This is a genomic window from Qipengyuania xiapuensis (assembly GCF_019711395.1).
Taxonomy (GTDB): Bacteria; Pseudomonadota; Alphaproteobacteria; order Sphingomonadales; family Sphingomonadaceae; genus Qipengyuania; species Qipengyuania xiapuensis.
In genome coordinates this window covers 433,529-457,384 of record NZ_JAIGNL010000002.1, presented here as the reverse complement: position 1 = coordinate 457,384, position 23,856 = coordinate 433,529, and the positions used below count along the sequence as shown (strand labels likewise).

Sequence of the window (23,856 nt, the reverse complement as noted above, 5' to 3'; positions counted from 1 at the left end):
TCACTCCCCGAGCAATCGTACGCAGACCGAGCTCGACAGGAACTGGTTGGCGCCGAAGCTGGTGAGGAAACTGACGTCCGCCGCATCGCGCCCGACACCGATTTTGACCGTCTGCGCAGGGTCGGCCATCCCGGTCGCATCGACGAGTTGCCACGTGCCGCCGCCTTCGGTCTCCGGGTCGTTGAGGAAGACTTCGGCCACGGCGTGGAAGTCGGGCGGGTCGACGCCGGGCGCGTAGCAGGCGACATAGCGGGCAGGGATGGTGCTCGCACGTGCAAGCGCGACGAGCGTGTGGGCATAGTCGCGGCAGATGCCTCTGCGCTCGATGAAAGTGTCGAGCGCGCCGGTTTGCGGACCGGAGGCGCCCGGCGTGTACTGATAATTGTCGCCGATCCAGTCGCGGATGGCGGCGATCCGGGCGCCGCCATCGGTATTGCCGAAGGTGTCGTCGACGAAAGTCTGGAAGCGGTCGGCCGGACAGTAACGGCTGTCGAACAGGTACTGCACCGCTTCGCCGGGCATCTCGTGCGGCATCAGGCGCTTTAGCGAACCGAGATCGGCGATCTGGCGATCGAGAGCGACTTCGGCGTTGTAGGAGACGTTGAATTCTCCCCCTGCGCGAAGCCAGATCCGCTCTCCGATGTCGTCCTGGGCGGCCACGCGTGCGCAATGCTCGCTATCGGATAGCTCGGTGTCGGCGGACAGGATCGTCTGCTCGGGGATCGCTGCGGCTTCGAACTGGAGGAGCACATCGCTCGTGCGCGGAAGGCGGAAGGAGAACTGCGTTTCGATAGCTATGGCCATGTCGGCCAAACGCAGCAGTTCTAGGAATGTTTCGGCGGCCAATCGGACGCTGAAACGGCATTCGAAACACCCAACGAAAAAGGGCCCCGGTTAAGGGGCCCTTTGACTAACTCTTTGTGTGCGGGCTTACTTGCCCATCAGCCATTCCCAGAAATTCCACATAGAAGCCTCCTGTTGGTTAACAGGATGCTTATTTCATTAACCAAGAATGTTTGTAAAGCGTTAACTATGCTTCCAGCGCTGAATCTCCGTCCGAAACCTGAAATTTCAATAGGTTAGTCAAAGAGATCGGCCGGGACAATACGTAGCCCTGAACGTAGTTGCAGCCGATTTCGTTAAGGATTCTGAGGGTTTCCTCGTCTTCGGCGCCCTCTGCGGTAACCATGATTCGCGCTTCCTTGCCCATCGAGACAATACTTGAAGCAATTGCCTTGGCCTTGGCGTTAGTTGTCAGGTTCGATACGAATAGCCGGTCGATTTTAAGCTCGTCGAAGGGCAATTCGAAGAACGTTTCGAAATTCGCGGCGCCGCAGCCGAAATCGTCGATCGAAATACGCACGCCAAGGCTTTTTAGTTCTTCAAGGATCGTCGCGGCGGTTGCGAGGTCGCCGATGCGCGAGGTCTCGGTAACCTCGAGAATGAGGAAGCGCGGATCGAAACCCGAAGCCTGGAGCGCGTTGCGTACGATGCCGACGATGCGCAGGTCGCCCAGCAGCGTAGCGGACATGTTGACCGACATGGTCACATTGCGCCCGCGGAAGTGCATCAGGCGGCCAGCGCTGCAGGCGCTTTGCAGCACGTAACGGGTGAGGTGTTCCATGCGACCGGCTTTCTCGCACTGGGCGATGAAGTGCATCGGCGGGATGAAACCGCGTGCCGGATCGTGCCAGCGCACCAGCGCCTCTACGCCGACCATCGCGCCGCGCGCGGTGTCGACCTTGGGCTGGTAGACGCAGTAGATCTCGCCCGCCTCCATCGCTTCGTCGATGCGTGCGCGCAGCGAGATGTCCCACAGCTGGTCGAAACGCGAGCCCGTCTCGGCAACCTTGATCGGCTGGAGCGCTTCGGAGCTTTCCTCTGCAGCTGCAACTGCAGCTGCGAGGCGAGTGGCAGGATCACCGTCCAGCCGGGCGACGCCGAAGCTGATGCCGACATCGACCGAGGAGCCGGCAACATTCACCGGCGCAGCGAAGATCGCGCGCAGGCCCTCGAGGTGCTCGGAAAGCACCTGGGTGTCGTCCTCTTTCGAGTGCCAGGCGAGGTGGTGCCCCTCGTAGAAGATCGCGAGATCGCTATCGGAAGCGCGCAGGCGGTCGACCAGTTTGAGGATATATTGCGAGCGGTGGTCGCGAGCGAGCGTGCGCAGGACGTGCTCGTAACCGTGGATGCGGGCGACCACGATGTGACCGTGGGTGAGGTTGTTCTTGAGCGCGCTGACCTCGAGAGCGCGCAGGCGCGGCAGGCCGGTCTCCGTATCGACCATGGCCACGCGGTCCTTGAGCTGCGCGCGCGAGCGGAACAGTCCGTAGACCACCAGGAGTGCGATGCAGTAGGACAGCTCCATGCGCACGCCGATGTAGCTGCCGACGTAAAGCAGCGCCGGAATGCTCGCGACGATCGCGAAATAGCCGATCTGGCGACGCTTGCGCGTGCGCACGGCGATGATCAGCGCTGCGAAGAGGAAAGTGTAGATCGTCAGCGCGCGCAGACCGTCGAGGAAGCCGGTACGGCCCGAACGCAGCGATTCAGCGGCATAGATGGCGACGTAGCTGGGCGGAACGCCGTAATTGCCGGGCACCTTCACTTGCGCGTCCGAGACGCTTTCTTCCTGACCTATGACGACCGTGCGACCGGCCACATTGGGAATTTCCTCGCCGTTCTCGATCGAACCGACTTCGATAGACGTGAAATCCCCGGCAGGGATCGTGTAGTCGATCTGGAATTCGCCGGGCCTCGCGTCGTCGATACCGGCGAGCGCAGCGGCAAGCGAAGCCTGGCGCTTCCCGTCGATCGTGTATCCGTACTGCTTGGTCCAGACGAAGCCGAGCCAGTTTGCGGTCCGGCGCGATGCTACGCGCTCAGCCTGTCCGCCAATGGCGTCCATCGTACGCTCGATGCGATCGCCCGAGGTTGCCGAGCGTTCGATATGATCGACCAGCGCGACACGCGGCCCGAGCGCGGCAATCGCGTCGGAAAGCGCCTTGTCGGCTTCGGGCGTAGACGCCTCGTCGAAGACGACGTCGATATAGATCTTGCCCGCACCTTGGCGATCCAGTTCGCGCAGCGTCTCGGCCAGCGCTTCGCGGCGATGGTCGAGAGCCGGGTCGACGGTGTCGCGAGGGACGCCGACGAAAACCATCTCGCCGGAGGGCGCGTGGTTTGCCAGGCGAGACTGGAACACCCAGGAGAACTGGTCGAGAGGCTGGAGGAAAAATGCGGCGAGCATGGCCAATGCGACAGCGCCCGCGTAAAGCAGGTGTCGCAGGCGTCCCAGGAGCCCCTTCGAAACACCGCCACGGGTCATTTCGAGAGAGCTGGGGCCTTCCGCAAAGGCGTTTCCGTCGCTCATTCGAAACGCTTATTCGCGCATTAAACTTAAGAATGTTTTGACGCGGGGGTGCTTTTTTCCGCTGAGCCGCCTGAACGCGGGCGCCTCAATGGTTAAGCGCGCGGTAGGAAATTGCTCGAGCCAGGCCCAGTGGTCCCGGCGCAAGGAGACCCGGAAACCCGCGTGCCGCCCCGTTTTTCAACGGTCTGCGGCGCTTGGGGGCTTCATCATGTGACAGTTAACGCGTTTTTCGCGGTTCTGCCGGTCAGGCGGGCACCCCGAAAAGATCGTGAGCGTCGGCTTCTTCGACCTGCACATCGACGATATCGCCCGCGGCGAGGTTCGCATCGACATTTCGCAGGTAGACCGCGCCGTCGATTTCGGGAGCGTCGGCCTGGCTGCGACCGGTCGCGCCGATGTCGCCGTCCTCGTCCGGCTCGCCCACTTCGTCGATGATTACGGGGATCGTCTTGCCGACCTTGGCCGCGAGCTTGGCCGCGCTGATGCGCTCGGTCACTTCCATGATCCGCGCGTAACGTTCTTCCTTGACCTCTTCGGGGACCGGATCGGGCAGGGCATTCGCCTGCGCACCCTCGACCGGTTCGAAGCGGAAGGCGCCGACGCGGTCGAGCTGGGCCTCTTCGAGCCAGTCGAGCAGGTACTTGAAGTCGTCCTCGGTCTCCCCGGGGAAGCCGACGACGAAGCTCGAACGCACGGCGATCTCGGGGCAGATTTCGCGCCAGCCCTTGAGCCGTTCGAGGACCTTCGCCTCGTTCGCGGGACGCTTCATTGAGCGGAGCACCTTGGGGCTGGCGTGCTGGAAGGGGATGTCGAGATAGGGCGTCAGCAGCCCCTCGGCCATCAGCGGGATGACCGCGTCGACATGCGGATAGGGATAGACGTAGTGCAGCCGCACCCAGGGCGGGGTGCCGCCACCGATGTCGAGCTGGCCCAGTTCGCGGGCGAGGTCGGTCATGTGGGCGCGGACCTCGCGGCCCTTCCATGTCCGGCTCTCGTGGCGCGTGTCGACACCATAGGCGCTCGTATCCTGGCTTATGACCAGCAGTTCCTTGGTGCCCGCGGCGACCAGCTTTTCCGCTTCGCGCAGCACGGCATCGATGCGGCGGCTGGCGAGCTTGCCGCGCAGGTCGGGGATGATGCAGAAGGCGCAGGAGTGATTGCAACCCTCGGAAATCTTCAGATAGCTGTAGTGGCGCGGGGTCAGCTTGACGTCCGGTTGCGGGATCAGGTCGACGAAGGGGCCCTGGCTTGGCGGGGCATGCTCGTGCACCGCCTCGACAACCTGCTCGTACTGGTGTGCGCCCGTGACGGCGAGGACCTGCGGGTGGGCGGCTCGGATAGCGTCGGCCTCCTCGCCCATGCAGCCGGTCACGATCACGCGGCCATTCTCGGCAATCGCCTCTCCGATCGCCTGCAGGCTTTCTTCCTTCGCGCTGTCGAGGAAGCCGCAGGTGTTCACCAGCACCACATCGGCGCCGGCATAGTCGGGGCTCATCGCGTAACCATCGGCGCGCAGGCGCGTGAGGATGCGTTCGCTGTCGACCAGCGCCTTGGGGCAGCCGAGGGAAACCATGCCGACCTTCTTCTGGTCGGGGATCGAGGAGGTGGTGGTGTTCATGCCAATGTCCGTGAATTCGGGCGCGCCCCTACACCCCTTCGCCGGTTTACGCTAGCACCTGCATGGGCCGCATTCGGGAGAGGGAGATAAATCATGGACTTGTTGGATGTGAACTGGCTGGCCGTGGTGCTGGCGGCGCTGGCAGGCTTCGTCGTCGGGGGCATCTGGTACGGCCCCTTGATGGGCAAGAGCTGGATGGTTGCGGTCGGCAAGACCGAGGAAGACCTGAAAAACATCAACCCCGCGAAGACCTATGGCCTCACCTTCCTGCTCGCCCTGCTGGCAAGCTGGACGCTGGCGCACACCTTCGCGAGCTATGCCGCGGAGCTCTCGACCACTGTAAAGGTGCTGACTGCCTTCGGCGTGGCACTGGGCTTTATCCTGCCCGCGCTCTGGACGAACTACCTGTTCCAGGACGCCAAGAAGCCACTGTACTGGATCGACGGCGCCTATTGGCTGCTGTTCTATATCGCGATGGGGCTGGTGCACGCCTTCATGAGCTGAGCAGCTGTGAGCTTCGGGCGATGAGCTACCTGCCCATGTCATCGCCCAAGCTCTGCCCATTGGGCGTGGCGACGATTTCAACCACGATATCGCCGGGCTGCAGGTTCTGGCACTCTTCTTCCCAGAATCCGATCGCGCGGCCGTCACGATAGACGCGCAGCCCGCGGCCACCCGAGTGCAGGTCGCTGATTGCGCAGCCGCATTCGTCTTCGGTGATCTCACGCTCGACCAGCTGGACACGGCCCGAGACGCTGGCGAGATCGGCGAGGTAGTCGGCGATATGCTCGCCCTTGGCGCTGCCGGCCAGCAGCAGGCCGGTGAATCGCACCGGGTTGATGACGTTGTTCGCGCCTGCCTGCCGGGCGAGGGATTCGTTGTCGTCCGCGCGTACCACGACGCTGATCGGGACATTCGGCGCGAGCGCGCGCACGGTAAGCGTGATCAGGATGGTCGTATCGTCGCGCCCAGCTGAAATGAGGACATTCTGCGCCTCGCTGATCCGCACGGCCTTCAGCGTTTCGTCGCGGGTCGCGTCGGCAGCCATCACGTTGCAGCCCAGCGCTTCTGCTTCGGCCAGCCGTTCCTCGCTCGGGTCGATGACCACGATGCAGGAGGGATCGGTGCCGCGTTCGACCAATTCGTCGACCGCTTCCGAGCCCGACACGCCGAAGCCCAGCACCACGATATGGTCCGAGAGTTTTTCCTGGATACGGGCCATGCGGAATTTCTCCCAGCTACGCTTGATAATGAAGTTGTAGGCGGTGCCCACGAAAATGAAGAAGACGGCGAACCGGATCGGCGTCACGATCACGGCCTCGACCAGTCGTGCGCGATCCGAAATCGGCGCGATGTCGCCGAAGCCGGTCGTGGTGATCGAGATCATGGTGAAGTAGATCACGTCGAGGAAGCTGACTTCCCCGTCCAGATTGTCGACCAGTCCCTCGCGGTCCCACCAATGGACCATCACGACGACCGAAATCAGGAAAAGCGCTGCACCGAGCCTGATGCCCAGATCGCCCCAGACCGGCAGTTTCACAGCCCGGCGCAGCGGCTTGAAGCGCGGACCACGATAGTGTGGCTCTCCCTTCTTGGGCGCAACGCGGTCGATCTGTTTCGGCTCTGTCATCCGGTGCCTAGGTGGCCCTGTGCAGGGGTGTGGTCAATAGCACTCAGCTCTTAAAACGTTCACCCAGCGCCTGCATCGAGGCGTGGTGGGTGAGGTCGAGCTGGAGCGGAGTGACCGAAACGTAACCGTCTGCAATCGCTTCCAGATCGGTGCCGTGGTCGGGCGTGTGCTCGATCGCCTGCAGGCCGAACCAGTAGTACTTGAAACCGCGCGGATCGCGGCCCTCGACCACCGTGCCGCGCGAGTAGTCGTGAAATCCTTGGGCCACGGCACGGATGCCTTTGACATCCGAAGGTGCGCGCGGAGGGAAGTTCACGTTGACGAGCGTGCGTTCGGGCAGCGGCGTTTCGAGCAGAGGGCCAAGAACCTTCGCGCCCCATTCCTCGGCGGCAGAGAAGGACATGTTGTTGCCCGCATCGTCGCGGCCGATGACCTGGCTCATGGCAATCGAGGGAATGCCCGCAAGCGCGCCTTCGATCGCGGCGGAGACGGTGCCCGAATATGTGATGTCGTCGCCGAGGTTCGCGCCGCGGTTGACGCCGGACAGGATGACGTCGGGCGCGCCGTCCATCACCTGCCTGAGACCCATCGTCACCGAATCCGTCGGCGTGCCTGTGACCGAGAAGCGGCGTTCGCCATGCTTCCTGAGGCGGACCGGCTTGGTGAGCGTGAGCGCGTGACCCATGCCCGACTGTTCCTCGTCGGGCGCGCAGATCCAAATGTCGTCCGAGAACTGCCGCGCGATCGCCTCCAGCACTTCGAGGCCGGGGGCGAGGATGCCGTCGTCATTGGTCAGGAGGATCTTCATGTCTGCGGCTCCAGCTTGGTCACGCCGCCCATATAGGGGGCGAGGCATTGCGGGACCGTGACGCTGCCGTCCTCGTTCTGATAGTTCTCCATCACCGCGACCAGCGTGCGGCCCACGGCGAGGCCCGAGCCATTGAGCGTGTGGACGAAGCGCGTCTTCTTCTCGCCTTCGGGCTTGTAGCGCGCATTCATGCGGCGGGCCTGGAATTCGCCCGTGTTCGAGCAGGACGAAATCTCGCGATAGGCGCCCTGCCCGGGCAGCCAGACCTCGAGATCGTAGGTCTTGCGCGCGCCGAAGCCCATGTCGCCCACGCACAGGAGCATGCGGCGGTAGGGCAGCTCGAGCGCTTCGAGGATGCCTTCGGCGCATTTCGTCATGCGCTCGTGCTCGGCCTCGCTGTCTTCGGGGCGGCAGATGCTGACGAGTTCGACCTTCTCGAACTGGTGCTGGCGGATGAATCCGCGCGTGTCGCGGCCCGCCGAACCGGCCTCGCTGCGGAAGCAGAGCGTGTGCGCGGTCATGCGGATTGGTTCGACGGGTTCGTCGATGATCTTGCCTGCGACCGAGGCGGTCAGCGGGACTTCCGAGGTCGGGACCAGCCAGCGCCCATCGGTTGTCTGGAAGCTGTCTTCGGCGAACTTGGGCAGCTTGTCGGTGCCGTACATGGCATCATCGTTCACCAGCACCGGCGGATTGCACTCGGTGTAGCCGTTCTCGCGTGTCTGCCTGTCGAGCATGAACTGGGCGAGCGCGCGGTGAAGGCGCGCCATGTCGCCGCGCAGGAAGGTGAAGCGCGCGCCCGAAAGCGCTGCGCCGGTCTCGAAATCCATGCCGAGCGCGGGGCCGATATCGGCGTGTTCCTTCGGCTCGAAACCGAAGTCGCGCTTTTTGCCCCAGCTCGAGATCTCGACATTGTCGTTCTCGTCTTCGCCTTCGGGCACGTCGTCCGCGGGGATGTTCGGCAGGCGGGCGAGCAGGTCGGTGAGTGCGGCGCCGGCAGCGGTCTCGGCCTCTTCCCATTCGGGCATGCTGGCCTTGATTTCGGCAACCTCGGCCTTGAGCGCTTCGGCCTTCTCCTTGTCGCCCTGGCCCATGGCCTGGCCGATCGCCTTGGAGGCCTCGTTGCGGCGGCTCTGCGCTTCCTGGACGCGGGTCTGCGCCTCGCGCTTCTTGGCGTCGAGCGCGACGATCTGGTCGGCAACGGGCTCGCCGCCGCGCCGCTTCATGGCGGCATCGAAGGCTTCGGGATTGGCTCGGATGAAAGCGATATCGTGCATGGGCGGCGCTATGCCGATTGTGCGGATGCTTTTCCAGTACAGAAAAGGCGGCGAACCGGTTTCCCGGCCGCCGCCCGTCCTGGGATAGGACCCCCTTAGTAGTTGAAGGTCAGCGTCGCGAAGACCTGGCGCGGATTGCCGTAGAAGGCAGTCAGCGTGCCTTCCGGGCCAAGCGTCGGGATCGGGAAGCCGTTGGCCCCGTTCACGATCTCGCCGGTCACCGGATCGGTGGCGACAAAGGTGTAGCCGCTCGTCTTGTATTCCTTGTCGAGCAGGTTCTTGCCGTAGATGCCGAGGCTCCAGTTGCCCGAAGGCGCCGTGTAGACAGCGCTCGCATCGAGCAGGCCGTAACCCTTCTGGTCGAGATAGGGATTGGGGATCTCGAACTGGCTCGTCTTGCTCCGGTAGGAGAAAGTGGTGCCGAGGTGGAGATCGCCATCTCCCAGCTGCGCATCGTAGCTGGCGGTTATGCTGCCGGTGAATTCGGGCGTGTTCTGGACCACGCGGAAGTCGGCGACATCGGTCGGCGTGCTGCCGATGTTGGTGATGTACTCGTCGTACTCCGCGTCGATGTAGCCGAGCGAGCCGGACAGGCCGAAGCCGCCGTCGAAGCGCGCATTGGCTTCGAGCTCGAGACCCTTGAAGGTCGCCTTGCCTGCGTTCGACACGACGCCGCAGAAGGTCGGCAGGCCGCCTACCGTACAGGCCACCGAGCCGGGGATCTGTACGTCGGTGTAGTCGGCATAGAAGGCCGCAGCAGCTATGTTGAGGATGCCGAGGCTTCCCTTGTAGCCGACTTCGTAGCTGTCGACCTCTTCGGGAGCGAAGCTCAGGAAGGATGCGACTTCGGCGTCGGTCGGCATGCCCGGAACGGCCGAGGGAGCATTGGCACCGACGCCGCGCGGGTCGAAACCGCCGCCCTTGAAGCCCTTCGAATAGCTTGCGTAGATGTTGTGGTCCGGCGTCGGCATGAAGCTCACCGAAGCTCGCGGAGTGAACTTCTTGAACTCGCGGCTGCCGTTGAAGTCGGTGCTGGGACCGCCGAAGGGCACGCCCGCGCCGCCGAAGATCGGCGAACCGCCACCGAGGTAGTTCTGGCGCAGGATGTCCGCGCTGCGCTCGTCCCAGGTGTAGCGACCGCCGACCGAGAGGCTGAACTGCTCGGTCAGGTCGAAGGTGAAGTCACCGAAGACCGCATAGGTCTCGGTGTCCACGTCTGCACGGGTGAACGCGGTCAGGCCCGGGAAGGTGGTGAAGATGCGCACGTCGAACAGAGTGTCGGCCTTGGCATCGAGATAATAGAAGCCGAGGAGGCCGCTGAGCGCTCCGCCATCATCCCAGAGCAGCTGGAATTCCTGGCTGATCTGTTCATTGAAATAGGCACCGGGCACGTCGAGGTCGACGGCCGGAAGCGCGTCGAAATCGATCGGCGTGAAGCTGTCGTCCGTGCGCCATGCAGAGATCGAACGCAGCGTCATTGCATCGCTCAGCTCGATTTCGGCATGCATCGAGACGCCGTAGCTTTCCACGTCCTGTTCCGGATCGTTCAGCGCGCCGCGCGTATCGTAGACGTTGTCGAGCACCGGAGCGCCCGAGGACAGGCCCGGGATCAGGCGATGGCCGCCGCGCGGGTTGCTCTTGTCGCGGGTGTAGTCGCCCTGGATGCGGATGAAGCCGGGCTCGTCGTAGCCGCCCACTTCAAGGCTCAGGCGGCCGGCCCAGATGTCCTTGTTGTAGTTCTCGAGGCCGGTGGTGAGGTTTTCCCCGAAGCCCCCGCGCGACAGGCGCGCGATCGAACCGCCGATGCGGGCCATGTCGCCCAGCGGCGTCGAGGCCGTGATGACGCCTTCGGCCTGGTCGTAGGTGCCGTAGGTCGCACGCGCACGGATCGATGTTTCGAGCGGCAGGCGCTTCGTCACGTATTTGACCGCACCGCCGATGGTGTTGCGGCCATAGAGCGTGCCCTGCGGTCCGCGCAGGACTTCGATCCGCTCGACATCATAAATGTCGAGGACCGCCGCCTGCGGGCGGTTGAGGTAGACGTCATCGAGATAGATGCCGACGCCCTGTTCGAAGCCCGAGACCGGATCCTGCTGGCCGATGCCGCGGATGAAGGCCGACAGCGTCGAGTTGGTCGCACGGCTGGCTTCGAGCGTCACATTGGGAACGCTTTGCGCGACATCGGTGATGTCAAGCGCGCCGCGCTCGGCGAGTTCCTGGCCGCTGATCGCGGTCACGGCGACAGGAACGTCGATCAGGCGTTCCTCGCGGCGGCGTGCGGTCACGATGATGACATCGCTGTCATCTTCTTCGGCGACCTCGGTATCGCTGACGGTGTCCTGTTCGGACTGTGCCTGTGCAGGGGTGGCAAGTGCCAGCGACGCCGTGCCGGCAAGAAGTGCGGCAGACAGGTGGCTACGATTGAAACGCATGTTGGTTTTCTCCCTCCCAAAAACTCTCTCACGGAGTCTGATATTGAAAACTGAACCACCTTTCAAGTTTGATCTTGCATAAGCCTGTCGATTTGGCCTAGCCATGGGTTCGGAGGGGAGTGGCGATGTCGGCTGGACAGCAGGAATCTCAGAAAGTTCCGCGTACCGAACGCGGTCGCAAGACCTTGCGCAAACTTCTCGATGCGGCGGCGACCGAGTTCGGCGAACACGGCTTTCATGAAGCTTCGATCAGCTCAATCACGCGCCGTGCAGGCGTCGCGCTGGGCAGCTTCTACACCTATTTCGACAGCAAGGACGCGATCTTCCGCGCGTTGGTTCAGGACATGAGCGAGGCGGTGAAGGTCGCGGCCCGTGATGCGATCGAGCCGGACATGCGCCCGCTTGAACTGGAGCGCGCAGCGCTTGCGGGATTTCTCGAGTTTGCTGCCGAGCACAAGGAAATCTACCGGATCATCGACGAGGCGGAATTCGTCGATCCGCGCAGCTACCGCGATCACTATGAAACGATCGCCGAACGTATCCGCGACCGTTTGCGGTCGGGGGCGGAGCAGGGCGATTTCCGCGAGGATATCGGCGAAGTGGAGGCCTGGGCGCTGATGGGTATGAACGTCTTCCTCGGCCTGCGCTACGCGATCTGGCGGAGGGAAGGTGACCCGCGCAGCGCAGAAGTCGCGGCAAGCGCCAATGCGTTGCTGGCGCGCGGCGTCGCGAGCTGACCCCACCGGAACACGCAGCCTCCCAAGCCGTTGTAAGGGCAAAGGAGATTTACACATGATCGGTAAGGTTATCGGAGCATTCGTGGGCGACAAGCTCGCCAAGCAGACCAGCGGCCTCGGCGGCGCCGGCGGCGCGGCACTGGGCGTGATCGCAGCATCTGTCCTCCGCCGCATGAGCCTTCCTGCAATGCTCGCACTGGGTGCAGGCGGCTATGTCGCGAAGAAGGTGATGGAGAAGCGCAGCGCCTCCAAGGATGCGCCAGCCAGCGAGACCACGTCGACCACGACAAGCACGACGAAACGCGAAGCCGCCTGATTGCGGTTTGAAAGCAAATGAAAGGGCCGTCCTTCGGGGCGGCCCTTTTCGTTTGAGCAATACTCAACGGTTCTGCCGGCCCTCGATTAGCGCATCGACCACGCTCGGGTCGGCCAAGGTCGAGGTGTCACCGAGCGCGCCGTAGTCGTTCTCCGCGATCTTGCGCAGGATGCGGCGCATGATCTTGCCGCTGCGGGTCTTGGGCAGCGCCGGGGTGAAGTGGAGATGATCGGGCGTGGCAATCGGACCGATCTCCTTGCGCACCCAGGCCCGCAATTCAGCGGCAAGATCATCCGAGGGCTCCTCGCCCACCTTGAGGGTAACGTAGCAATAGATGCCCTGGCCCTTGATGTCGTGCGGGTAGCCGACGACCGCGGCCTCGGAGACCTTTTCGTGCAGCACCAGCGCGCTTTCGACCTCGGCCGTGCCCATCCGGTGGCCCGAGACATTGATCACGTCATCGACGCGGCCGGTGATCCAGTAATAGCCGTCCGCGTCGCGGCGGCAGCCGTCTCCGGTGAAATACTTGCCCTTGTAGGTGCTGAAGTAGGTCTGCACGAAGCGCTCGTGATCGCCATAGACCGTGCGCGCCTGTCCGGGCCAGCTGCGCGTGATGCAGAGGTTTCCCGAGGCCGCGCCCTCTAGCACTCCGCCATCGTTGTCGACCAGCTGCGGGCAGATACCGAAGAAGGGCTTGCCCGCGCTGCCCGGCTTCATGTCGTGGGCACCGGGCAGGGTGGTGATCATCGTTCCGCCGGTTTCGGTCTGCCACCATGTGTCGATGATCGGGACCGAGCCCTTGCCGACCGTATCGTGATACCAGCGCCAGGCCTCCGGGTTGATCGGCTCGCCCACCGAGCCGAGGAGGCGGATCGACGAGAGATCGTGCTTGGTCACATGGGCGTCGCCCTCGCGCATCAGCGCGCGGATGGCGGTGGGCGCGGTGTAGAAGATGTTGACCTTGTGCTTGTCACACACTGCCCAGAAGCGGTCGTGGTCGGGATAATTCGGCACGCCTTCGAACATCAGCGCGGTCGCCCCGTTCAGGAGCGGGCCGTAGACGATGTAGCTGTGACCGGTGACCCAGCCGATGTCCGCAGTGCACCAGTAGATCTCGCCCTCGCGGTAATCGAAGACGTAGCGGAAGGTCGTCTCGGTCCACACCGCATAGCCGCCAGTGGTGTGCAGCACGCCCTTGGGCTTGCCCGTCGAACCCGAGGTGTAGAGGATGAAAAGCGGGTCCTCCGCGCCCATCGGCTCGCAGGGGCATTCATCCGGAACATCGGCGCTCAGCTCGTGATACCAGTGGTCGCGGCCGTCTTTCATAGCGACGTTGCCGCCGGTGTGGCGCAGCACGAGTACGGCCTTGGCCGGCACCTTCTCCAGCGCGGCGTCGACATTGGCCTTGAGCGGGATCGTCTTCGAACCGCGCAGGCCCTCGTCGGCAGTGACGATCCAGTCACTCTTGCAGTCTTCCACGCGGCCCGCGATCGCATCGGGTGAGAAACCGCCGAAGATCACCGAGTGGATCGCCCCGATCCGCGCGCAGGCGAGCATGGCGTAGGCGCCTTCGGGCACCATCGGCATGTAGATCGTGACGCGGTCTCCCTTGGCGACACCCATCTTGAGGAGCGTGTTCGCCATGCGTGAAACTTCGCGCTGCAATTCGGCATAGGTGATGTGGCGTGTCGCTCCATCGGGATCGTCGGGTTCGAAGATCAGTGCAGTGCGGTTGCCGTGCCCTGCCTCGACATGGCGGTCGACAGCGTTGTGGCAGATGTTGAGCTTGCCGTCGGCAAACCACTTGATGTCGACCGGGTCATAGCTCCAGTCGGCGATGTTGCTCGGCTTCTCGATCCAGTCGATCCGCTCGGCCTGTTCGGCCCAGAAGCCATCGCTGTCATCGAGGCTGCGCGCATACATCGCCTCGTATTCTTCCAGCGTGCAGGCGGTTCCTTCACCGGCCGCCGAAGGTTTGCGAACCCATTCGCTGGTAGCATCGCTCATCTGGTGGTCTCCTCTCTTGTCTCCACCGTGCCGAGAGAGGCCCCGCTGGGCAAGTGAAGATGTGAGGAGGTCGAGGGCAAACCCCCTCTGCCCGCTCAAGATATATTAATGCCATAATCTCCATAGCCTGCTAGGGCCGGGCGACCGGACGGGATCATGAAAACCATGGCTTTAGTCTTGAGGAACGGCGCGTCGGCGCTCGCAGGGTTGCTGGCGTTTGCCGGACCATTGCCGCTGGCCGCTCAGGACGCGGCGATCCAGGCGGGCGAGGACGCAGTCCTGCCGGAGCCCGAGACAAAGCCGCTGGCGATCGACTTTTCCGGCGATCCGGTGCTCGCGCTTGCCGATGCCACCGCCGAACCGGAGACATTCCGTACCATCGTGGTCGCCGCGCTCGAGCAGAGCCCGGTCGACCGCGAACTGCGCGCCCGCGAGGACGTGGCGCGGGCAGGCGTCTTGGAAGCACGCAGCGGCTATCTGCCCACTGTCGATGTCGGCCTGTCCGGCTTCCGGACGCTGGACCGCAATTTCGGCAATGATCCGGGCAACCTGATCGAGCGCTCGCGGCCCACCAAGCGTGTCGACTTCACTCTCGGCTATTCGCAGCCCCTGTTCGATTTCGGCGCGCTCAATGCCAATGCGCGGGCCGCCAATGCGCGCCTGCGTGCGGCAGGTTTCGATCGCGAAGCGAGGGCAGGCGAAGTCGCGGGCGACATGGTCATCACGTGGACGCGCGTCTTCGGGTTCCAGGCGCTCGTCGCGCTGACCGAGGGCTTCGTCGCAGCGCAGGAAGGGCTCGGGAAGGCCGTCGAGACACGCATCGAGCGCGGTGTCTCTGCAGAAGGCGACCGGGCGCGCGTCGCCTCGCTGAAGGCTTCGGGCGAAGTCGAGCTGGCGGCAGCGCGGCGCCAGCTGGCAAGTGCGGAGGCGCGTTTCGAGCAATTGAGCGGTTTCGCAGCGCCCGACCGGCTGCTGCGCCCGCCCTTGCTCGATCCCACCCGCATCAGCCGCGACTATGCCGTGCTCGCGGCAGAGAATTCCGCGGAAGTCCGCAGCGCGCAGGCGCTTGCCGAGGCGCGCGATCAGGAAGCGAGCCTTGCAGACAGGCAGAAGCTTCCCAACCTCACCGGTCGCATCGATGCGGGCCGCTACGGGCTCTTCGAGGAGGACCGCAACGACTATGACGTGCGCGGCACCCTCAATCTCAACTGGCGGATCTTCGATGGCGGTGTCTGGGCGCGCGCCCGTGCTGCAGATGCCGAAGCCGAGGCCGCCGATGCCGTCGCCGACCGGATCCGGCAGGAAGCGGTCCGCGATGCCAATATTGCATGGTCAGACGTGCAGGCTATCGAGGCGCAGGTCGCCGCACTGGAAGAGGCTTACAAGGCTGCCCGCCAGTCGCGCGATATCGTCGTGGCGCGCTTCGGGGCATTACGCGGAACCGTGTTTGACGTCGCCGATGCGCAGAACGTCTATCTTAACGCCGCAACAGCCTATATCCGCGCCCTGACCGAGCTGGACCAGGCGCGCTATATCCTCCTGCTGCGCACCGGGCGCCTGCTCGACGTGCTGAAGATCGAGGAAGAAGAGGTGCCGCTGTGAGCGATATGTCGCTCATCGAGATCCCGAAGAAGCGGCTGGCCGACTGGCTGGCCGAGCCGATCAGGCGCAACTGGCGCACCTATTCCAAGGTCGCGATCGCTGCTGCGCTGATCAACATCTTCGGACTTGCGACCGCGCTCTTCACCATGACCGTCTACGATCGCGTCGTGCCCAATGCGGCCTACGGATCGCTGCTGGCCCTCTCGATCGGGCTCGGCATCATCATCCTGTTCGACTTCGTCCTGAAGCTGCTGCGCGCCTATTTCGTGGACTTCGCCGGTGCCCGCATCGACGAGGAAGTGGGCGAGGACGTGTTCCAGCGCCTGCTCGCCATGCGGCTCGAGCTGCGCAAGGGATCGACCGGCCAGCTCACCGGCATGATGCGCGAGCTCGAGGCGATCCGCGATTTCTTCGCTTCGGCAACGCTCGTTGCGGTGGTCGATCTGCCCTTCATCCTCATAACTCTCGTGGTGGTTGCGATAATCGGTGGCTGGGTGGTCGCCGTGCCAGCCATCATGGTACCGCTTGTTATCCTCGTTGGTCTCGCAGCCCAGCCCGCGCTTCAGCGCACGGCGGCCAAGAACCTCGGGCAAGGATTGCTCAAGCAATCGGTGCTGGTGGAAACGCTCGGCAGCATCGAGCATGTGAAGGTCTCGGGCGCGAACAAGATGCTTCGCCGCCGCTGGAATGAGGCCGTGCGCGAGCATTCGCAGACGAGCCTGCGTCAGCGCCTCATTTCCTCCATCGGCACCACCTTTGCCACGACCGCGGGCATGCTCAGCTATGCCGGGGTGGTGATCGTCGGCGTATTCGCGGTGGCCAACAACCAGCTGACTCTGGGCGGGCTGATTGCCTGTTCGATCCTCGCCGGACGCGCGATCGCACCGCTTACTCAGATTTCCCAGCTTCTTGGCCGGATCACCGCAACCCGGACCGCCTATCGCCAGGTGCGCGAGCTGATGGACCAGCCGGTCGAAGGCCCGGCGGGTGAACCGCTCCAGATGGCATCGACCTCGGGCGCGATCGAGCTGCGCGACGTTACCTTCACCTACCCCGGCGGCAGCGAACCGGCGCTGGAGAAGGTCAATCTCAAGATCGAGCCGGGCGAGCGCGTCGCGCTGCTCGGCCGCGTGGGCTCGGGCAAGTCGACGCTCGCGCGCATGATGCTCGGCCTCTACCCGCCGCAGGAAGGCATGGTGCTGGTCGACGGCGTCGATATCGCGCAGTTCGATCCCTATTCATTACGCTCGCAGGTCGGCTCGGTCCTGCAGGAGCCCGCTCTCTTCTCGGGTTCGATCCGCGAGAATATCGTGCTCGAACGCCCCTTCATCGATGACGAGGAAATGCTGCGCGCGGCGCGCTTATCGGGCACCGATACATTCGTGTCGCGCATTTCCAACGGCTACGACCTGAAGCTCGTCGACCGCGGCGAGGGGCTTTCGGGCGGGCAGCGCCAGTCGATTGCCATTGCCCGTGCGCTGGCCGGCAAGCCGCCGATCGTGGTGATGGACGAGCCTTCCAGCGCGATGGATGCGCAGACTGAGACCGATCTCATCGCGCGGCTCGAAGACGAGCTGAAAGGCCGCACGCTGGTGATCGTCACCCATCGCCAGCCGCTTCTCAAGCTGGTCGATCGGATCGTGATCCTGGACCGCGGCAAGCTCGTGGCCGACGGGCCGCGCGACAAGGTGCTCGAGAAGCTCGGTCAGGGGGGCAAGCAGCCGTGAACATGGTCCCCGGCCAACCCCAGCACGAGACCGAATTCCTCGAAACGCAGGACGAAGAGCGCCACATCGAGGACATCGTTGCGGGCATAGAACCCGGCACTGCATCGAAAGTGCTGTTCTGGGGCATCACGATCTTCTTCCTCGTTTTCCTGATCTGGGCTGCCTTCGCCGAGATCGACAGGACCGTGCGCGGCATGGGTCGCGTGATCTCGAGCAGCGAATTGCAGGTGGTCTCGAGCCTCGAAGGCGGAATCCTCGAGGACATCCTCGTGAAGCCTGGTGACGAAGTAGCCTCGGGCCAGCCGCTGTTGCGGCTCGATCCCACCGCGACCGGCGCGGATTTCGGCAGCACTGCCGCCACCGCGCAGGCGCTCGACATGAAGGTCGCGCGGCTGTCTGCGGAAGTCACCGGCCGTGCACCCCGCTATCCCGAGCCCGCCAATGCGGAAGCGGCGCGGCAGCTGGAAATCGAGAGATCGCTCTATGCCTCGCGGCAGGCGAGCCTTCGGAGCGCGCTTTCCGCCGGCGCGGCACAGCTGCAGCGCGCCCGCCAGAGCGTGGGTGAAGCGGAAGCCGCCCTCGCTTCGCGCCAGAGTGCGTTGAGCCGCGCCGAAAGCGAACTCGCTGCAATTCGCCCGCTGGTCGAAAACGGTATCGAACCGCGCCTCTCGCTCACCCGTGCAGAGGCCGATGCCGCCAGCGCGCGCAGCGACCTCGCCGGAGCCCGTGCCCTGCTGGGCAGGTCGCAGGCGCAAGTGGCGGAGGCGCAGGCCAACCTAGCCAGCATCCGGCAGGACTGGCGCGAGGAAGCGGCCAGCCAGCTTGCCGTTGCGCAGGCGGAGTTCGAGGCGCGGGCAAGTACCTTGCCCGCCCTGGAGGAGCGGCTTGAGCGCACCACGCTTCGCGCGCCGATCGACGGCAAGGTCAGCCGCGTGCTCGTGACGACCCGCGGCAGCGCGGTAAGGGCAGGCGATCCCTTGGTGGAACTGGTGGCAGCCGAAGACAGCCTTCTCGTCGAGGCACGTATCTCGCCGCAGGACATCGGCAATGTGCGCATCGGGCAGGAAGCCAAGATCGGCATCACCGCTTACGACCAGGTGGTCTACGGGGCGCTTGACGGCACGGTGACCACGATCTCCGCGGACTCGATACAGGACCCCAATTCGGGTGAAATCTACTACCTTGTGCGTGTCACGACAGACCGGAACGCGCTTGAAGGTCCGGGCGGGCAGGAGCTTGCGATCGGCCCCGGCATGATCGCCGATGTCAGCCTGCTCGGGGACAAGCGCACCGTCCTGCAATACATCCTCACACCCATCACGCGCCTGTCGGAAACCGCTTTTCGCGAATAACGCCGCCTGCCGGATGCCCGGCAGTTCAGCATGAGGCAATCCCGCTCCTGCCAAAGAGCAGTAGCACGAGGCGATACCGGACAGCCCGGTCTTGTCGCCCGGGAAAGCATCAGGCAGGACTGAAATATGGCCGTGACAAGCAAATCGACGATCCGCATGGCAATTGCCGCGGGCCTCGCACTTTCGGCATGCACGGCCAGTGCAAATCAGGAGAGCTACCCGATGGATGGCGAGATCAGCTGCGTCCTCGAGGACGACAGCAATGCCGGTGCGAGCAGCGCGGAAATCTGTGAAGCCTTCGTTGGCGTGCTTCGCGAGGCGGGCCGCGACGATGTAGCGCGCGTTGTACTTTCAGCGCCAAGGACGACCGAGGCGGAAGCGGTCGCCATCTCCCATTCCGGCGAGACCCTTGCCGAGATGGGCTACTCGATCATGGACCGCGACCTGGCGCTGGACAGCTGGAAGGATCTCGCCGGATCGCTCGTCCGTCAGCTCGAGAAATAGCGCCAATAGCGCCTTAGAAACACCCTGTCGCATTGCCTGCAATCGGCTGCTATCGCCGCCCGATGCGTTACCCTCTGACAGCAGTTCTCGCCCTCGCATCATCGCCTCTCCTCGCGCAGGAACCGGTCGAAGAGCAGGACGACAAGGTAATTGTCGTGCTGGGCGAAGGGCTCGCCCGGACGCCCGCTTCGCCTGCCTACGACACGCAGGTGATTGACCGCGAGCAGCTCGTCTCGGTCCCCTCGGGCCGGATTGAAGATGTGCTCGGGGCGGTAGCGGGCTTCCAGCAATTCAGGCGCTCGGACAGCCGGTCGTCCAATCCCAGTGCGCAGGGCGCGACCCTGCGAGCGCTCGGTGGCAACGCCACGAGCCGGGCGCTGGTCCTGCTCGATGGCATCCCTATGGCCGACCCGTTCTTCGGCTTCATTCCCTTCACCGCGATCGCCCCCGAGCGCCTCGGGCAGGTCCGCGTGACTCGCGGCGGCGGTTCGGGTCCGTTCGGAGCGGGCGCGCTTGCAGGGACGATCGAGCTCGAAAGTGCCGGTCTCGAACAGCTCGGGACCTACGGCGCGCAACTTCTCGCCAATGACCGCGGCGGGACAGAGGCTTCGGGCCATTTCGCCGGAGAACTGGGCGGCGGCTTCGGAGTGATTTCGGGACGCTGGGACCGCGGTCCCGGTTTCTTCACCACACCCGAGGCAGACCGCGTTCCAGCCTCGGCCAAGGCGGAATACGACAGCTGGTCGGTGCAGGCGCGCGGCGTCGCCCCTCTGACGGACACGGTCGAGCTACAGGCCCGCGGCCTTGTCTATGACGATCGCCGGACGCTGCGATTCGACGGTGCGGACAGTTCGAGCACCGGTCAGGACGCCAGTCTGCGCCTCGTCGGGCGGGGCGAGTGGGAATTCGACGTTCTCGGCTATGTCCAGGCCCGCAACTTCACCAATATCGTCATCAGCTCGACGCGCTTCGTGCCGGTTCTCGACCAGCGAAACACCCCTTCGACGGGGCTGGGCGGCAAGTTCGAATTGCGCCCTCCGGTCGGCTCGCGCCACACGCTGCGCATTGGTTCCGACTACCGCCGTTCTGAAGGCGAGTTGTTCGAGACCGCGATCAGCGCATTCACCGGCAATGTCCGCGAGCGCCGCAATGCGGGTGGGACCAACACCGATCTCGGCCTCTTTATCGAAGATGATTTCGAACTTGGAGCGCTGGTGCTTACTGCCGGTGCGCGCCTCGACCGCTTCACGATTCGTGACGGTTTCTACACCGCCCGCGATGCATCGGGCGCCATCCTTGTCGAGGATCGTTTCGCCGACCGGTCGGGATGGGAGGAATCGTTCCGCGGCGGTGCGCTTTACGATCTGGGCGGCGGCCTGCGCCTGCGCGCGGCAGCCTACACCGGCCTGCGCCTCCCGACGCTGAACGAACTCTACCGCCCATTCGTGGTGTTCCCGGTGACAACCAACGCCAACGCCGCGCTCGAGAACGAGCGCCTCGAAGGCTTCGAGGCCGGCATCGATTTCACGAGCGGCGAGGAAGTAGAGCTGTCGCTGACGGCCTTCGACAACCGCGTGATCGGCGCGGTCGCCAATGTCACGCTCGATCCGGTCACCCGCCAGCGCCGCAACATCGACAAGGTGCGCTCGCGCGGGATCGAGGCGAGCGCCGGTCTCGAGCTGGGACAGGTGCGATTCGATGGCTCGCTTGCCTATACCGATGCCGAAGCACGCGAAGAGGGCGCCGCATTCGACGGAAACCGCCCGGCGCAGACCCCCCGTTGGGTGGGTGCTGCGACGGCGAGCTGGTCACCGCGCGAGAACTGGCTGCTCGCTGCCACGTTGCGTCATGTCGGTGCGCAGTTCGAGGACGACCTCGAGACCGACGTCCTACCTGCTGCCACGACGATCGGCGCCTATGCGCAACTGCCGCTGACCTCCGATATCGCGCTTGTCCTGCGCGGCGAGAACCTGACCGACGAGGAAATCTTCACTCGCAACCAGCGTGGATCGATCGATCTCGGCACGCCGCGCACCTTCTGGGCGGGCCTGCGTATCGGGCTCTAGGCCCGGACAGCGATGGAAAGGAAATGGCGGAGACGGAGGGATTCGAACCCTCGATACCCGTTACCAGGTATGGCTCCTTAGCAGGGAGCTGGTTTCAGCCACTCACCCACGTCTCCGCGTGCATGCCTATCGGCTGCGAGGGGCGCGCTATAGCCAGCACTCCCGTACCCTTCAAGCGAAGAATCCGCGCAATCCCGAATAGCTCCGCCGAGCGCCCTTACGACTCGCTTCGGCGCATTTTCGATTCGGTTCATCGCCGTTTCATTGCGGGACTGGTGGAATGCGATTCTGCTCAAGCGCGCAGCAGTTTGTGCTCTTCGCGCACCAGGCTCGACAAAGGGATCGATATGAAGACCGCCAGAACATTCGCCGCCGCCATACTGGCCGCTTTCTCGCTCGCCGCAACACCGCTTGCCGCACAGGTCGAGAGTGTCGATCCGGATGCCGCATACGACGCGCCGATCGACGGCGATCTCGAAGCGCCGGCCGGCGAACTTCCGGCCGTGACCGATACGGCGCCGCCTCCTTCCGAAGCCGAAACCACCTACGAAGCGCCTGCCGAAGACATCGGACAACCGCAGTGGAGCGAGCAATCCGCCGAAGCGGCCGCATCCGAAGCTGCTGCCGGGCCGCAGGCCGAGAACGCTGCCACCACCTACCGCGAGGACGACCTTATCGGCGCCGCGGAGGGAGTATTCGGCAAGGGCGCCGAGGGCGTGGCCAAGATGATCCGCAAGCTCCTTGCCGACCAGGGCGAACCCAATGGCTACATTGTCGGGCGCGAGGCGGGCGGTGCCTTCGTGATCGGCGCACGCTACGGATCGGGCACGCTCTACCACAAGATCGAGGGCGAGAAGCCGGTATACTGGACCGGCCCCTCGGTAGGCATCGATGCCGGCGCGAATGCCGGGAGCACCTTCGTGCTGGTCTACAACCTCTACGATACCGAGGAAATCTACTCGCGCTTCCCTGCAGCCGAAGGCCAGGCCTATGCCGTGGGCGGTCTCAACGCCAGCTACGTGCGCAAGGGTGACATCGTGCTGATCCCGATCCGCGTCGGCGCAGGCCTCCGACTGGGCGTGAATGCCGGCTACCTCAAGTTCTCGAAGAAGCAGAAGTGGCTGCCGTTCTAAGCCCGGCATACGAAAACAAGCCGGATTTGAGGGGCCGCAACCGCGATTGAGGTTGCGGCCCTTCGCATATCTGCGCAAAGAGCGCAGCCATGCTGGAAAACCTTTCTCCCCAAGCTCCCGACGCGCTGCTCGCGCTGATCAAGATGCACGCCGCCGACCCGCGCGAAGACAAGATCGACCTCGGCGTCGGCGTCTATCGCACGAACGATGGTGCGACGCCGGTCTTCCGCGCGATCAAGCAGGCTGAAAAGCGGCTGCTCGAAGTGCAGGATTCGAAGAGCTATCTCGGCCCCGAAGGCGATTCCGGCTTCGTGAAGGCGCTGATGCCCTACATCTTCGGCAAGGACAGCCCGCTCGCCGACAGGATTGAGGGCATGCAGACGCCCGGCGGAACCGGTGCGGTGCGACTTGCCGTTTCGCTGGCGGCGAAGGCAGGCGTGAAGCGCATCCACCTCGGCATGCCCAGCTGGCCGAACCACGCACAGATTCTCGAGGACGTCGGCGTCGAGATCGTTCCTTTCGACCACGCCAATGCCGATGGCTCGGCCAATCTCGATGCCGTGCTCGGCGCGATCCGGGATGCGGGCGATACCGATGCGGTCCTGCTGCACGGCTGCTGCCACAACCCTACGGGTATCGACTACACCGCCGAGGAGTGGGAAGCGATTGCCGACGCGTTTGCGGAAACCGGCGTGCTGCCGATCCTCGACATTGCCTATCAGGGCCTGGGGCAGGGCATGGAAGAGGACGTCGCTGGCGTTCGCACGGTCCTTGCCAAGGTCCCGCAGGCACTTCTCGCCTATAGCTGCGACAAGAATTTCGGCCTCTACCGTGACCGCGTCGGCGCATTCTACATGATCGCGAGCGAAGCAGGGCAGCTGGATGCGATTGCCTCCAATGCCAACGCGCTCGCCCGCGCGAACTGGTCGATGCCGCCCGATCATGGCGGTGCGTCCGTCCGGCTGCTGCTCGAGGACGAGGGCATGACCAAGCTCTGGCTCGAAGAACTCGACGAGATGCGCGAGCGCATGCGCCGCGTCCGCGAACGTCTGGCTGCGGCCGACAATGAAGCGCCCGGCCTCAACCTGTCCGCTCTGGCCGACCAGAACGGCCTGTTCGCCATGCTGCCGCTCGACAAGGAGCAGATCGCCAAGCTTCGTGAGGACCACGCGATCTACATGGCCGGCTCGGGCCGGATCAACGTGGCGGGCCTGCACGCGGGCAACACCGAGAAGTTCATCGCGGCGCTGGCCGACGTCTCCAAGGCATAGGCT

General features: G+C 64.2%; 18 protein-coding genes and 1 tRNA gene. 10 read left to right on the top strand and 9 right to left on the bottom strand.

Features of this window, described 5'->3' with window-relative positions:
* The 3 genes from K3163_RS11460 to rimO all read right to left on the bottom strand — a co-directional run bounded on the left by K3163_RS11460 (window position 1) and on the right by rimO (window position 4,991).
* Entirely contained in the window at window positions 1-804 is an 804-nt protein-coding gene (locus K3163_RS11460; RefSeq protein ID WP_221554589.1) for a transglutaminase-like domain-containing protein, read from the bottom strand.
* Window positions 805-1,030: 226 nt separating this feature from the next.
* Entirely contained in the window at window positions 1,031-3,373 is a 2,343-nt protein-coding gene (locus K3163_RS11455) for an EAL domain-containing protein (RefSeq protein WP_221554296.1), read from the bottom strand.
* Between the two features lie 244 nt (window positions 3,374-3,617).
* Window positions 3,618-4,991, bottom strand: coding sequence for a 30S ribosomal protein S12 methylthiotransferase RimO (gene rimO, locus K3163_RS11450; RefSeq protein ID WP_221554295.1), 1,374 nt, complete (start codon window positions 4,989-4,991; stop codon window positions 3,618-3,620).
* A 93-nt stretch (window positions 4,992-5,084) separates the two neighbouring features.
* Here rimO and K3163_RS11445 point away from each other — a divergent pair, with 93 nt between their 5' ends.
* Window positions 5,085-5,495, top strand: coding sequence for a DUF1761 domain-containing protein (locus K3163_RS11445; protein WP_221554294.1), 411 nt, complete (start codon window positions 5,085-5,087; stop codon window positions 5,493-5,495).
* Window positions 5,496-5,520: 25 nt separating this feature from the next.
* Here the strand turns inward: K3163_RS11445 and K3163_RS11440 are convergent, their stop codons facing one another.
* The 4 genes from K3163_RS11440 to K3163_RS11425 form a co-directional block, all read right to left on the bottom strand.
* Entirely contained in the window at window positions 5,521-6,621 is a 1,101-nt protein-coding gene (locus tag K3163_RS11440; protein ID WP_221554293.1) for a potassium channel family protein, read from the bottom strand.
* 43 nt (window positions 6,622-6,664) lie between these two features.
* A complete protein-coding gene (gene surE / locus K3163_RS11435) occupies window positions 6,665-7,429 on the bottom strand; it encodes a 5'/3'-nucleotidase SurE (RefSeq protein ID WP_221427785.1) in 765 nt (254 codons plus the stop codon).
* The gene (serS, locus tag K3163_RS11430) at window positions 7,426-8,706 is read right to left on the bottom strand and encodes a serine--tRNA ligase (protein ID WP_221554292.1); all 1,281 of its coding nucleotides are present in this window, start codon (window positions 8,704-8,706) and stop codon (window positions 7,426-7,428) included. Before serS ends, surE begins: the two co-directional genes overlap by 4 nt.
* Window positions 8,707-8,801: 95 nt before the next feature.
* The gene (locus K3163_RS11425; RefSeq protein WP_221554291.1) at window positions 8,802-11,138 is read right to left on the bottom strand and encodes a TonB-dependent receptor; all 2,337 of its coding nucleotides are present in this window, start codon (window positions 11,136-11,138) and stop codon (window positions 8,802-8,804) included.
* A 125-nt stretch (window positions 11,139-11,263) separates the two neighbouring features.
* Between K3163_RS11425 and K3163_RS11420 the strand changes: the two genes are divergently transcribed.
* Together K3163_RS11420 and K3163_RS11415 are read left to right on the top strand one after the other, a co-directional pair.
* Complete coding sequence (locus tag K3163_RS11420; RefSeq protein WP_221554290.1) at window positions 11,264-11,875, top strand: TetR/AcrR family transcriptional regulator; 612 nt, start codon at window positions 11,264-11,266, stop codon at window positions 11,873-11,875.
* Window positions 11,876-11,930: 55 nt separating this feature from the next.
* Window positions 11,931-12,191: a hypothetical protein gene (locus K3163_RS11415; protein WP_221554289.1), complete on the top strand. Its 261-nt coding sequence runs from the start codon at window positions 11,931-11,933 to the stop codon at window positions 12,189-12,191.
* Window positions 12,192-12,254: 63 nt separating this feature from the next.
* Here the strand turns inward: K3163_RS11415 and acs are convergent, their stop codons facing one another.
* Window positions 12,255-14,198: an acetate--CoA ligase gene (acs, locus tag K3163_RS11410; RefSeq protein WP_221554288.1), complete on the bottom strand. Its 1,944-nt coding sequence runs from the start codon at window positions 14,196-14,198 to the stop codon at window positions 12,255-12,257.
* A gap of 165 nt (window positions 14,199-14,363) precedes the next feature.
* Here acs and K3163_RS11405 point away from each other — a divergent pair, with 165 nt between their 5' ends.
* From K3163_RS11405 to K3163_RS11385, 5 genes are all read left to right on the top strand, one after another.
* The gene (locus tag K3163_RS11405; protein WP_221554287.1) at window positions 14,364-15,800 is read left to right on the top strand and encodes a TolC family protein; all 1,437 of its coding nucleotides are present in this window, start codon (window positions 14,364-14,366) and stop codon (window positions 15,798-15,800) included.
* 5 nt (window positions 15,801-15,805) lie between these two features.
* A complete protein-coding gene (locus tag K3163_RS11400) occupies window positions 15,806-17,527 on the top strand; it encodes a type I secretion system permease/ATPase (RefSeq protein ID WP_221554588.1) in 1,722 nt (573 codons plus the stop codon).
* Between the two features lie 2 nt (window positions 17,528-17,529).
* Window positions 17,530-18,879: an HlyD family type I secretion periplasmic adaptor subunit gene (locus K3163_RS11395; RefSeq protein ID WP_221554587.1), complete on the top strand. Its 1,350-nt coding sequence runs from the start codon at window positions 17,530-17,532 to the stop codon at window positions 18,877-18,879.
* Between the two features lie 126 nt (window positions 18,880-19,005).
* Window positions 19,006-19,383, top strand: a complete 378-nt coding sequence (locus tag K3163_RS11390) for a hypothetical protein (protein WP_221554286.1) — start codon at window positions 19,006-19,008, stop codon at window positions 19,381-19,383.
* Between the two features lie 62 nt (window positions 19,384-19,445).
* Window positions 19,446-21,449 carry a TonB-dependent receptor plug domain-containing protein gene (locus tag K3163_RS11385; RefSeq protein WP_221554285.1) on the top strand — a complete coding sequence of 668 codons (2,004 nt, stop codon included), beginning with the start codon at window positions 19,446-19,448 and terminating at the stop codon, window positions 21,447-21,449.
* 24 nt (window positions 21,450-21,473) lie between these two features.
* Here the strand turns inward: K3163_RS11385 and K3163_RS11380 are convergent.
* A tRNA-Ser gene (locus K3163_RS11380) sits at window positions 21,474-21,565 on the bottom strand.
* A 231-nt stretch (window positions 21,566-21,796) separates the two neighbouring features.
* Here K3163_RS11380 and K3163_RS11375 point away from each other — a divergent pair.
* Complete coding sequence (locus K3163_RS11375; protein WP_221554284.1) at window positions 21,797-22,582, top strand: DUF1134 domain-containing protein; 786 nt, start codon at window positions 21,797-21,799, stop codon at window positions 22,580-22,582.
* 89 nt (window positions 22,583-22,671) lie between these two features.
* Window positions 22,672-23,853 (top strand): amino acid aminotransferase, encoded by a 1,182-nt coding sequence (locus K3163_RS11370; RefSeq protein WP_221554283.1) that lies wholly within the window; start codon window positions 22,672-22,674, stop codon window positions 23,851-23,853.
* Window positions 23,854-23,856 lie beyond the last annotated feature (3 nt).